This window comes from Pseudomonas sp. P1_C12 (assembly GCF_056406435.1).
In genome coordinates, this window is record NZ_JBFUAE010000026.1 from 1 (window position 1) to 13,592 (window position 13,592).

Annotated in this window: 3 protein-coding genes; 2 read left to right on the forward strand and 1 reads right to left on the reverse strand. The window is 62.8% G+C overall.

Annotation, left to right across the window (positions count from 1 at the left end; all coding sequences use genetic code 11):
* Positions 1 to 9,834, reverse strand: a 9,834-nt coding sequence (locus AC1D19_RS28260) for a peroxidase family protein (RefSeq protein ID WP_477765325.1), incomplete at its 3' end; no start/stop codon positions are given.
* Between the two features lie 673 nt (positions 9,835 to 10,507).
* Between AC1D19_RS28260 and AC1D19_RS28265 the strand changes: the two genes are divergently transcribed.
* A complete protein-coding gene (locus AC1D19_RS28265) occupies positions 10,508 to 12,244 on the forward strand; it encodes a type I secretion system permease/ATPase (RefSeq protein ID WP_477765326.1) in 1,737 nt (578 codons plus the stop codon).
* 6 nt (positions 12,245 to 12,250) lie between these two features.
* A complete protein-coding gene (locus AC1D19_RS28270; RefSeq protein ID WP_477754737.1) occupies positions 12,251 to 13,591 on the forward strand; it encodes an HlyD family type I secretion periplasmic adaptor subunit in 1,341 nt (446 codons plus the stop codon).
* The last annotated feature ends 1 nt before the right edge of the window (position 13,592 follow it).

A 13,592-nucleotide genomic window follows, 5' to 3' on the forward strand; every position in this document is an offset into this window, starting at 1 on the left:
GGCCGTGTCAATACCCTCACCGCCAAGCTCGCTCACCACGTCCCCAAGCTCGGTGGCTTCGTAGATATCGTTGCCGACACCGCCGGCCATCGTGTCGGCACCTGCGCCACCGATGATGAGGTCGTTACCTGCGTTACCGACGAGGACGTCATTACCCGCCCCCCCCACGATCACGTTGTCGAGCGCGTTGCCGGTGCCCGCAAAGTCGCCGCTGCCGCCGAAAAACAGGTTTTCGACGTTGGCACCCAGGACGTAGCTCCCGAGCGAGGTCCAGACCGTGTCGCTGCCGCCACCGGCGAGCTCGCTCACCACGTCCCCAAGCTCGGTGACTTCGTAGACATCGTTGCCGCCACCGCCGGCCATCGTGTCGGCACCTGCGCCACCGATCAGGACGTCGTTACCCGCACCGCCCACGAGCGTGTTGTCGAGCGCGTTGCCGGTGCCCGCGAAGTTGCCGCTGCCGCCGAAAAACAGATTTTCGACGTTGGCTCCCAGGGTGTAGCTCGCGAGCGAGGTCCAGACCGTGTCGTTACCGGCACCGGCGAGCTCGGTCACCACGTCCCCAAGGTCGGTGACTTCGTAGATATCGTCGCCCACACCGCCGGCCATCGTGTCGGCACCCGCACCCCCGATGAGAATGTCGTTACCCGCGTCACCATTGAGGATGTCGTTGCCGCCCAAGCCGTTCAGGATGTCGTTGCCATCACCTCCACTGGCCACGTCGTCGCCTGCCGTGCCGGTGAATATGTCGACACCCGCGGTACCGACAAACAGATTACCGACCACTGTCGTTGCGGCAGAGGTGACTCGCTCAACTGTGCCGAGGTCATCGGTGTAACTCGCGACGACACGCAGTTGCTGACCGACCTGCGCCGGGCTGAGCGTGAAGGTCGTGCCCGTCGCACCGGCGATGTCGGCAAAGACCGCACCGCTCCCCACCTGCCACTGGTGGGTAATCACCGAGGTCGTGGTCCCGTCGGCGTCGGTGAACGCATCCGTGGCGGTCAAGTCCGTGCCTAACGTGGGGGTCGTATCGCTGATCAGCACAGTGCCAACCGGCAGGACGTTGACGGGGCTGCCGCCGAGCGGCGCAGTTGGCGCGGTCGGCGCCGAGAACACGCTTTCCAGCACGCCGTGGGCGTCCTGATAGACGGCCCTGACGCGCATCAGCAGTCCCTCCTCAGCCGCGGTCACCGTGAAGGTCGGACCGGTCGCGGTTCCTAGTCCGCCTCCGAGCGCAATACCGATGTCGTCGAAGATACCGCTGCCCGGGTTTGTTTCGACCTGCCATACGAAGGCGATGGGACTGGTGATCGCACCTCCGCTAGCGACATTGTCCGCATCGCTGACGGTGTCGGCCAACACCGTCAACACTTGGCCAACGGCCGGCGTGCCATCGCTGATCCTCAGCAAGCCCACCGGCTCGGCGTTCAAGCCCGCCACCAGGACCAGCGACTGATCGGCGAACTGCAGCCGCTCGATATTGCTGAGCCTGTCAGTACCGTCCCGACCGACGACGCTGTCGGCCACGGTGGTCGTGCCGTCGACGTTCTCGATGACGGTGTAGTCAGCCAGAAGGCCGGTGTACAGGGCCGTGTCGAAGGAATGGCCAGGGTTAAGGGGGTCAGGCGCATCCGTCAGGATCTCACGGACGGCGACGAGTTGGCCGGGGTTGTAAGTGCCGTTGAGCATGAGCGGCACCAACGGGACCATGCTGTCGAACGTTGCGATCTCCGGACCTGTGCCATCAATGTTCTGCCGCACGCTGATACGTACGTTGAGCCACTTGTCACCGTCGATCAGGTCATCGCCACCACGGCCTTGGATGATGTCGCTGCCGCCGCCGCCGAGGACGATGTTGCCGGCGCCGAACTGATCGTCTGCCGTGCCCACAATGCCGTCCGGGCCGGCTGCTGCGGTGCCGACGAACGAGCGCAGGCCGCTGACCAGGTCGAAGTTGGTGAGCACGCTGCCCTGAGCACCGGCAGCCGCGATCACGGTGGCATCGGCATCATCGCCACGCAGGATGTCGCTGAAGTGCGATCCCGTCAGACCTTCCACCAGTTGGAACCGAGCCACGGTTGCGGCCAACTCCGGCAGTGGCGGCGCGAGAGCGATTTCGGCGAGGCCCAGGTCGACGGACACGCCGAACGGGTCGTCCTTGAAGCCGGCCCAGTCGTAACCGGAGCCACCCAGGTAGCGGTCCCCCGCGCCGCCGTTGCCGAACATGATGTCGTCGCCACCTTCGGCCATGAATCTGTCGGGCCCGCCGGTGCCGATGAAGATGTCGTTACCGCGTATCAGGTCGAGCCCGTTCGGGTCGAAATTATCGCCGGGAGCACCATCGGCGGTTCCCTTCTCGATCCAGTCGTCGCCTTCGTTACCCATCAGTTGTTCGTCGGCGACACTGCCCATGATGAAGTCGTCGCCCGCGCCGCCGAAGACCTCCGAGGAGTCCTCACCGGTGACGATGAAGTCCTTGCCGGAGCCGCCGAGGTTCAGATTCAGGCCGTTGCCACTGTGGATAACGTCGTTGCCGTCGCCGCCATGAATGGTGTCGTCGCCGCCCATGTCCGTGATGATGTCGTCGCCGTCGCCCCCGACCATGAAGTCGTTGCCGTTGCCACCCTCGAGGCGATCATTGCCACCGTCGCCATAGAGCGTGTCGTCGCCGTCGCCAGAGACGAGAATGTCATTGGCGGCCGAGCCACCGAGCACCACATGGTCTTCGCCGGTGTACTGCAGGTAGTTGGTATCAGGGCCGACCGTCGCAGGGTTGTCCCGAATGACCAGCGGCGTGAGGAGGATGCCGCCGACAGGGTCGGCATTGCCCGGCAGGTTGTCGGCGGCCTCATTGACTGGCGTCAATGGATTGTCGACCAGTATGCCATCCGGCCCGGCAATCACGCTCGCGTTGAACTGCCTGGTCGGGTCGACCTCCAGGGTAAAGGCCGGAGTCAAGAACATGACGGCCGGGAGGTGGGTCGCATCGGTGTTGGCCATCACCAGTCTCGCGAACGAGTTGTTCTCCAACTCGGTGACGAAATTAAGCCCCGCGTTGCGTTCCAGGTAGTAGAAGCGGTCGGCGTTCTGCAGCTTCTCCATCTGGTTCTCGAACACGAAGTTGAAGGTCGAGCCGAGCATGCCGCCAAACGGCATTTTTTCCTCGGCGAGGCCGCCGATCCAGAGGTCGATGTTGTCCAGACCGGTAATGGTGACGCCGGTCGGGCCACTCGCCCAGGTGCCGGTGCTATTGAGGAAGTCCAGCCGGTCCGCCGGCTCGCCGGCGCCGCCCAACACCAGGAGCGAGGCCGCGGCGCGCTTCCCGTCGAGCGTGGCGGCGCTGGTAATGGAGGCGTGCGTGCCATAGGCGGCGATGAAGTTGATCAGCGATTCCGGGTGCTTCAGGTGTTGCACCAAATCGGCCCAGCTGATGTAGGGCTTCAGATTGCTGTCGCCAGAAGCGGTGTAGAACTCACGACGCGCCTCGTTCAGGGTCGGAAGCCCGGTATCACGGCCGCGCGCGATGTTGAGGGCGGGCAGGTCGAGCGGCAGGCCCAGCAAGTTGTTGCGCACCGCTTCGGTGACGAACTCATCGATCTCGTTACCGACCTGGCGCGTCACGCCGCGGACGATGGCACCGGCCGCCTGCGCAGGCGTCGGGCCGCTGGCCGCAAACGCCAGCGGATTGAGGAATGCCTGAATCAGGCCGATATCGCTCGAGACGAAGTTGGGGTCCAGCCGGTCGATGGTCTCGGTCAGCATCGAGTGGCCGAGGCGGTAGACCGCGTGCGCGAACTCGGCGACGATCGCCGGGTCGATCTCGGTTTGATAATTTTGGTGTTCGCCAAGGAAGGGATCGATGTTCGGCTGAATGGTACGCGCGAACTCTTCGAACACCAGGTGCTGGTACTGCATCTCGGTACCGAATTTCGCCGCCTGGAACAGGCGCTCTCCGTTCCAGTGCAGGACAGCGATCTCAGCCGCGGTTGTTGGCAACACCAACAATTGGGCATCGGGCATCAGCCACTGGTTCAGGAAGTTGACATCGTTGGAGGCGATGGCCACATCCTTGGTGTGCTGGACCAGACGGTTGTGCTCCGAGTGGAAGATGGAGTGGACGGTGGTCAGGCCAATGTTCTCGTTGACCCGGCCGTCGCCGGCGATGTAGTGCGCGTCGAGCAGTTCATTGTCATAGAAGCCCGGCGCAGGCGTACCGCCAACGACATTGTCCGCATCGGCCGTCAGTGGCGCACCGGTCTGGCTGTCCACCGGAACGGCGTTATGGGCGACATCGATGAGGAACTGGTGGCCGGTGCGCACGGCATTGACCAGGCTGATCGGCGCAGCAGGATTACCCTCGACGAGAACATCATCGGCGGTATCAGCAATACCATCCGGGCCCCTCATCATGACCATCGGGAAGCCGTTCGGGCCCTTGATGAAATTGCCGTAGGCGTCGGTGGCGAGCAGCGGCACGTTGTCGAAGTCGGCATCAGTGAGGTTGATCCCGAGCAGGTCATGAGCTTGCGCCTTGACCACTTTCCAGGTAGCCATCCCACCGATTTCGACGTCGTCGGCAGTGCCGAACAGGCCATCGGCGCCCAGGTCACGATTGGTGATCAGCTTGCCGGTCGCCACCGGGTCGCCGGCGGCATTGAACTCGTAGGCGCGCAGGAACACCTGGTGCGAGGGATGCGAGGTATAGGTCTGGTTCTGGTCGACGAACGGCGTGGTGGTGTTTGCAGCCTCGTGAATGTCGTCGGCGGTGCCCAGGATGCCATCGGGCCCAGGCAGGTTGGTGGCGCGCGTCAACACCATGAAGTTGGTCGGGCTGCCCGGAACGAACAGCGGATCGTCCGGCTGCAGCGGGATGAACACCGTGCCGCTGCCGCCCTTGGTCACCAGGTCGAGGCCGTGGTCGAAGAACTGACCGAAGAAGGTCATCCAGGTATTGAACGGTGCGGACAGGCCCGCGTCCGGCGCCTCGTTAGGCATGAAAAAGGTCTGGAACGTCGTGCCGTCGGTACGGGTTCCAGTAACGACCTGCGCACCGTCCTTCAAGACATCGTCAACCGTGCCGAGGATGCCATCCGGACCGGGATCGAACGTGGCCGCGATCGCTGCCGGGTTGTTGGCGGTGTTGTCGGCGACCAGATTGCTGATGGTGCGAGGCTGCGAGTCGGTCACCAGGCCGCTGGTCTGGGCGTAAGAGGTGCCCGCCTCCGCCGTATCGAACTGTGCCGGAACCAGTCGCGGGAAGACCGTGTCGGCTGCGCCGAACTCGTTCTGACCCGCCACCAGGTTGTTGAACGACCCGTCGACCGTGCGCAGGCCCAAAGGCACCCGTGCATTCGGCAGCATGCTGAGGAGATCCTCACCGGCCGCATTCCTTTCCGAGATCAGAATCTGGTCGAGAATGAACTGCAGATCGGCCCGGATATAGTGCACACCAGTGCTGGCGACCGGAGTCTCGACCGGCAGCGGGGCTGCCGCTGGCGGAGCAACGCCGGCTACGACCGCTGCGGTTGGAGCAGAGAACACCGTCTCGAGCACGCCATTTTCATCCTTATAGACGGCCCTGACGCGCAATTCCAGCCCGGCGAGATCCGGGGTCACCCTGAATGTCGGCCCGGTTATGTGCGCCAATGCTGCGCCCCCGTCCGCAATACGGGTGATGTCCTGAAAGACGCCCGTACCCGGGACTGCTTCGAACTGCCAGTAGAAGGCGATCGGTCCGGTGATGGCACCGCCGGCGTTGTCGGCATCGGTCACGTCGGCAGCCGACACCCTCAGCAACTGACCCGTGGTCGGCGTAGCGTCCGGGGTGTTGCTGGCAGCATCGAGTATGGTCAGCAAGCCCAGCGGGTCGTTGTTGAGCCCGACCCCGCCAGGCAGGGTGAGCGACTGATCGTTGAACTGCAGCCGCTCGATATTGGTCAGGCGGTCGGTGCCGTCGCGACCGACGACGCTGTCGACCACGGTGGTCACGCCGCCCACAGTGGTGACGGTATAGTCGAGCTGGTTGCCAGTGAACAAGGCCGTATCGAAGGCGGGGGCCGCCGTCAGGATCTCGCGGACGATGACCAACTGACCGGGGTTGTAGGTGCCATCGAGCATGAACGGGATCATGGGCTCCATGCTGTCGAAGGTGGCAATCTCGGGCCCAGTTCCGTCAAGGTTCTGGCGCACGCTGATGCGCACGTTCAGCCAAATGTCGCCGTCGATCAGGTCGTCACCGCCGCGGCCTTCGATGATGTCGCTGCCACCGCCGCCGAGGATGATGTTGCCCGCGCCGAACTGATCGTCTGCCGTGCCCAGGATACCGTCCGGGCCGGCTGCAGCCGCGCCAAGAAACGCCCGCAGACCGTTGACGAGGTCAATATTGGTGAGCACGCTGCCTTGGACACCGGCAGTGGCGATCGCGAGCGCGTCGGCATCATCGCCGGTCAGCATGTCGCTGAACGCCGACCCCGACAGTCCTTCCACCTCGGGGAACTTGGTATGCACGCCTGCAACTGAAGGCGACAGGGCCGATTGCTCGAAGGCGATGCGGCTCATGTCCACAGTCACGCCGTAATGATCATCCTTGTAGGTGGCCCAGTCGAAACCGGACATGCCCAACATCTTGTCCGGGCCCTCACTGCCGATGAAGATGTCATCGCCGCCTTCACCGATCATTTCATCGAAGCCGCCGTCACCGCTGAAGACGTCGTTGCCGTCGGTCAACTTTGCCAGCAAAGCCGGTGGCAGGTTACCGGTGAAATTGTCGCCGGGGGCGCCGTCCTGGGTCCCGACCTCGATCCAGTCGTCGCCATCGCCGCCCATCATTTGTGCGTTCAGCCGGCTGCCGAGCATGAAGTCATTGCCAGCGCCGGCGAAGACCTCCGTAAAGTCCTCGCCGGTGACGATGAAATCGTTGCCGTCACCGCCGAGGATGATATTGGTGCCGTTGCCGCCGTGGATGACGTCGTTGCCGGCCTCACCGTGGATTACGTCGTCGCCGCCCATGTCGGTGATGATGTCATCGCCATCGCCACCCTCGATCTCGTCGTTGCCGTAGCCGCCTTCGAGGCGATCGTTACCGGCGTCGCCCCAGAGCGTGTCGTCGCCGTCGCCAGAGACGAGAATGTCATTGCCGGCGGTGCCGCCGAGCACGACATGGTCTTCGCCGGTGTACTGCAGGTAGTTGGTATCGGGACCGACCGTGTTGGGGTTGTCGCGGATGACCAGCGGCGTGATCACGACGCCGTTGATGATGATGCCGCCAGTGGGATCGGCATTGCCGGGCAGGTCGTCGGCGGTGCCCAGTATGCCGTCCGGACCGGCAATCACGCTCCGGTTGAACTGCCTGGTGGGGTCGACCTCGAGAGTAAAGGTCGGGGTCGAGAAGATGAGGCCCGGGAGATGGGTCGCGTCGGTGTTGAGCATCACCATCTTGGCGAACGAGTTGTTCTCGAGCTCGCTCAGGAAGTTGAGTCCCTGGGTGCGGTGCAGGTAGTAGAGCCGGTCGCCGTTCTGCAGCTTCTCGAGCTGGTCCTCGAAGACGAAGTTGAAGGTCGAGCCGAGCATGCCGCCGAACGGCATTTTTTCCTCGGCCAGGCCGCCGATCCAGAAGTCGATGGCATCAACGCCGGTAATGGTTGCCCCATTTGCCAGGTTGGCATAGACGCCGGTGCTGTTGAGGAAGTCCAGGCGATCCGCCGGCTCACCAACGCCGCCCAACACCAGGAGCGTGGCCGCTGCGCGTTTCGCGTCGAGCGTGGTGGCGCTGGTAATGGAGGCGTGCGTGCCGTAGGCGGCGATGAAGTTGATCAGCGATTCCGGGTGCTTCAGGTGTTGCACCAAATCGACCCAGCTGGTGTAGGGCTTCAGCTGGTTGTCGCCGGTGCCGGCGTAGAATTCACGGCGCGCCGCGTTCAAGGACGGGATGCCGGTATCGCGGCCGCGCGCGATGTTGAGGGCGGGCAGGTCGAGCGGCAGGCCCAGCAAGTTGTTGCGCACCGCTTCGGTGACGAACTCATCGATCTCGTTGCCGACCTGGCGCGTCAAGCCGCGGACGATGGCGCCGGCCGCCTGCGCAGGCGTCGGGCCGCTGGTCGCAAACGCCAGCGGGTTGAGGAAGGCCTGAATCAGGCCGATCTCGCTGGAGACGAAGTTGGGGTCCAGCCGGTCAATGGTCTCGGTCAGCATCGAGTGGCCGAAGCGAAAGACCGTGTGTGCGAACTCGGCGACGATCGACGGATTGACTGTGTCATCGAAGTCAAGGAAGGCATCGACCTGCGGTTGAATGGTGCGCGCGAACTCTTCGAACACCAGGTGCTGATACTGCATCTCGGTGCCGAATTTCGCCGCCTGGAACAGGCGCTCACCGTTCCAGTTCAAGGTCGACAGATCAGCAGGAACAGACGTGACGGGCGTCAGCAGCCACTGGTTCAGGAACGTCAGGTCGCCGGCGGCCGCTGAGGCGAGGACCGTGTCCTTGGTCTGCTGGACCAGCCGGTTGTGCTCGGAGTGGAAGATGGAGTGGACGGTGGTCAGGCCGATGTTCTCGTTGACCCGGCCGTCGCCGGCGATGTAGTGCGCGTCGAGCAGCTCGTTGTCGTAGAAGCCGGCGGCCACCGGGCCGCCGGCAACGAGGTCGGCATCGGCCGTCAGTGGCGCACCGGTCTGGCTGTCCACCGGGCTGGCATTGTGCGCGATGTCGATGAGGAACTGGTGACCGGTGCGGATCGCCAGCGATGCGTCGATCGGCGCCAGCGGATTGCCCTCGACCAAGCCGGTCGCGGTCACTATCTGCGCAAAGCCGTTCGCCCCCCGAATGAAGTTGCCGTAGGGGTCGGTCGCCAACAGCGGCAGATCGAGGACGTCGAGATCGTCGAGCTCAATGCCAAGAATGTCGCGCGCCTGCGCCTTCACCACTTTCCAGGTGGCCATCCCGCCGATTTCAACGTCGTCGGCAGTGCCGAACAGGCCATCGGCGCCCAGGTCACGATTGGTGATCAGCTCGCCGGTCGCCACCGGCTTGCCGGCGGCATCGAATTCATAGGCGCGCAGGAACACCTGGTGCGAGGGATGCGAGCTGTAGGTCTGGTTCTGGTCGACGAACGGCGTGGTAGTGTTTGAAGCGTCGTGGATGTCGTCGGCGGTGCCGAGGATGCCATCGGGCCCGGGCAAGTTGGTGGCCCGCGTCAACACCATGAAGTTGGTCGGGCTGCCCGGGACGAACAGCGGATCGTCCGGCTGCAGCGGGATGAACACCGTGCCGCTGCCGCCCTTGGTCACCAAGTCGAGGCCGTGGTCGAAGAACTGACCGAAGAATGTCATCCACGAGTTGAACGGCGCGGACAGGCCCGCGTCCGGCGCCTCGTTAGGCATGAAAAAGGTCTGGAACGTCGTGCCGTCGGTACGGGTTCCAGTAACGACCTGCGCACCGTCCTTCAAGACATCGTCAACCGTGCCGAGGATGCCATCCAGACCGGGATCGAACGTGGCCGCGACCGCCGCCGGGTTGTTGGCGGTATCGTCGACGATCAGGTTGCTGATGGTGCGTGGCTGCGAGTCGATCACCAGGCCGCTGGTCTGGGAGTAAGAGGTGCCCGCCTCAGCCGGGAGGAAGACTGGAGTGGTCAAGCGCGGGAAAAAGTTGTCGGCTGCGCCGAACTCGCTCTGACCCAGTCTCAGGTTGTTAAAGGTCCCGTCGACCGTACGCAGACCGAAAGCAAATTCCGGGCTCGGTATCAGGCTGGCGAGCGACTGGCCGGCCGAGTTTGCTTCCGCGATGAAAATCTGCTGGAGAACGAACTCAAGATCGGATTGATTAAAGTTGGCCATTTTGGATTGCCCTCGATCTGTCTGGGTAAAGGCACGGGACGAGAAAATCCTCCCGCGCCAAGTCAAGTGCTGGCTTGCGCAGTGTGTTGGTTATGTTTTTTAGCGAGAGCTCTGGCGTTACCCGAGACCCGGGATACCCGTCTGGAATTCGCGAAATGAATTGCTCGCCGGGCGATCAGGCAGAGCGGATTCGAGCCCTGGGCGGGCCATGGAATCTGGAAGTGAAGGCGAACGTCCTGGACAGCCCCTTCCCTCTGCAAAAGAACGGAATGATCGACATGATTCGGCTCCTCTCAGGAGAATCACCGCGCCTTGCGTTGCCAAAGCAATGGCAAGCTTCAGGCGGGCGGGCCACCCGATAACTAAGACTAAAGTTCCATAGCAAATTTTTGTCAATATTACGTCGTTAAAACAGACGACTGGTGCCGAGCCTCACAACTAGCTGTTTTTAAAAGACATATAGAAAGTTGAGTGCAGGTATAGAGCAAAATGTTATTTCGAACTGTTTCGCCGCCACCTACGCTGCTGCATAAGGGAGCAACGCAGCGATTTCGGAAGACTCGCCATCCATAGAGCGACCAGCCTGCGTGTCCATAAGCTGTTTACGGGACTACATTTACTGTTACCTGTTGCGCCACCAGGGCAACCGGCTATTCGAAGTGGGAGGACAAAAATGCCCAAGCAGTCGAGCATCCGTTCCGAACTGGCCGACGCGCTCTTTCGCATGCGCCGCAGTTTTTATTCGCTGGCAGCGTTCAGCGGCGTCATAAACGTCATGATGTTGACGCCGGCCGTTTATATGCTGCAGGTCTATGATCGAGCCCTGGTCAGTCGCAACGTCACGACGCTGGCGATGTTGACTGTGCTGGTGGTAGGTCTGTTCTTGCTGATGTCTACGCTGGAAATGGTCCGCACCCGCGTGCTGATCCGGGTCGGCAACTGCCTCGACATGGACCTCAACCAGCGCATTTTCACCGCTGCATTCGAGCGCAACCTGAGCCGCGCCGGAGGTAATCCGGCCCAGGCCCTGCAAGATCTCGCTCAGGTTCGTCAGTTCGTCACCGGCAATTCCCTGTTCGCTTTCTTCGATGCACCGTGGACGCCGATCTACCTGCTGGTCGCCTATCTGATCCACCCATTGCTCGGACTGCTCACGCTGATCGGCTCGCTGATTCTGATGGGCCTGGCTTATCTCACTGAAAAGGCGACGCAGAAGCCGCTGTCCGAAGCCAATCAGGCCGCCCTCTCCTCCGCCCTGTACGCCAACAACAACCTGCGCAATGCCGAGGTCATCGAGGCCATGGGCATGCTGCCGTCGATCAGCAAGCGCTGGTTCCAAAGCCATTTACGCATTCTGGAAATGCAGACCCTGGCCTCCGACCGCGCCGCCTTGATCAGCAGCACCGGGCGCTTCGTGCGCATCACTTTGCAGTCGCTGATCCTCGGCGCCGGCGCGCTGCTGGCGATCGAAGGCAAGATCACCCCGGGGATGATGATCGCCTGCTCGATCCTCACCGGCCGCGCACTGGGCCCGGTGGAACAGGTCATCGCGTCGTGGAAGCAACTGCTCGGCTGCCGTTCGGCCTGGGGCCGGCTCAACGAGATGCTGCATGACTATCCGCGCCGGCCACCGAGCATGTCGCTGCAGCGGCCGATGGGCATGCTGGCGGTGGAGAATGTGTATGCCGGTGCCCCCGGTACCAACAACACGATTCTGCGCGGGGTAGGCTTCAGCCTTGTCCCCGGCGAAAGCCTTGGCATTATCGGTCCATCCGCCTCGGGCAAATCCACCCTCGCCCGCCTGCTGGTTGGCGTCTGGCCGGCGCAGGCTGGCAAGGTACGCCTGGACGGCGCGGACATATTTACCTGGAACAAGGGCGAACTTGGCCCTTGGCTCGGCTACCTGCCACAGGACGTGGAGCTGTTCGAAGGCAACATCGCCGACAATATTGCGCGCTTTGGCGAAGTGGACAGCGAAGCGGTCATCCGCGCCGCCAAGATCACTGGCGTGCACGAGATGATCCTGCGTTTTCCGCAGGGTTATGACACCCGCCTGAGCACCGATGGCAGCCCGCTTTCCGGCGGCCAGAAGCAGCGCATCGCCTTGGCCCGCGCGTTGTATGGCGAGCCCAATCTGATCGTGCTGGATGAGCCGAACGCCAACCTCGACGACGTCGGCGAAAAGGCCTTGGTCGATGCGTTGGCCGAACTCAAGGGCCGCGGCGCCACCGTCATTCTGATTTCCCACCGTCCCAACGTACTCTGCGCCGTCGATAAGGTGCTGATGCTGCGCGACGGCGGCGTGCAGATGCTCGGTACGCGCGATGAAGTATTCGCAGCGCTGCGCAAGGCCAGTGTGATGCCGGCAGGCGCGTCGACCCCTCTGGCCTCCGTCAAAGCACGGGAGTGACCGATCATGCAAATGAGCCAACACACCGAGATGATCAAAGCCGATACCCGGAGCATGGTAGATCTGGACGTCGGTAAACCCGCGCGATGGGGCGTGTGGCTGGTGCTCGCCGGCTTCGGCGGCTTCCTCCTGTGGTCCTGGCTGGCGCCGCTGGATGCCGGCGTGGTCGCGACAGGCACGGTCAAAGTCACCAACAATCGCAAAGCCGTGCAGCATCTGAGCGGCGGTACCGTGGAGGCCATTCTCGTTCGCGAAGGCGATTTAGTGACAAAAGGCCAGGAGGTGGTCCGCCTCGACTCGTTGCGTGCCGTTGCCGAAGAGGGTGCGGTCAGCGCCCAGTACATCGTCAGCAAGACGGTGGAGAACCGCCTGGAAGCGGAACGTGACGGTCGCGATGTGGTGAACTTCGATCCCGAGATGCTCACGCGCTTCAAGGGTGATCACCGCCTGGAGGCCGCCATGGACCTGCAACAGCGCCTGCTGGACACCCGGCGCGCCGGACTCGCTGGCGAAATCAGCATCCTGCAGGAAAACCTGGCAGCCTCGGCAGTGCAGCTCAAGGGCCTGCAGCAGGTCTATAGCGCCCGCGCCTCGCAGATCAGCTTCCTCAACCAGGAACTGCAAGGCACCCGCGTGTTGACGGCCGAAGGCTATGTGCCGCGCAACCGCCTGCTTGAGCTGGAACGCAGCAATGCCGACCTCTCCGCCGGCCAGGCCGAGAACCTCAACAACATCGCCCGCATACGTAGCCAGACCACCGAAATCAAGCTGCGCATCCTGCAGCGCCAGCACGATTACCTGAAGGAAGTCGAATCGCAGCTGACTGAAACCGCCAAGGAAAACACCACCCTGGCCGACCGCTTGCGCTCGCTCGACTATGAAGTGACCCACACGGTGATTCGTTCGCCGATCGATGGCATGGTCCAGGGCCTGAGCATTGCCACCGTCGGCGGGATCATTCAGCCCGGCTTCAAGATCATGGAAATCGTTCCGCTCAACGAACCGTTGCAGGTCGACGCGATGATTCCCGTGCAGGCTATCGACAAGATGGTCCCCGGCCTGCCCGTGGACATTTCCTTCCCGGCTTTCAACCATGCCAGGACGCCAAACATCCCCGGCCGCGTGAAGACCATCTCCGCCGACCGCCTGATGGACGAGGAAAGCAAGCAACCGTTCTATCTGGCTCAGGTGGAGGTCACACCCGATGGCATGGGCCTGCTTGGCAGCAACCACATTCGCCCCGGTATGCCCGCCAGCGTCACCATCAAGACTGGCGAGCGCAACATGATCAGCTATCTTCTAAAACCAATGCTTGATCGTGTGGACAGCTCATTCAAGGAACAATGAG

Bases quoted from the DNA above. Each gene is read 5' to 3' on its own strand.
- AC1D19_RS28265 (WP_477765326.1), top strand. From the start codon at position 10,508: ATGCCCAAGCAGTCGAGCATCCGTTCCGAACTGGCCGACGCGCTCTTT.
- AC1D19_RS28270 (WP_477754737.1), top strand. From the start codon at position 12,251: ATGCAAATGAGCCAACACACCGAGATGATCAAAGCCGATACCCGGAGC.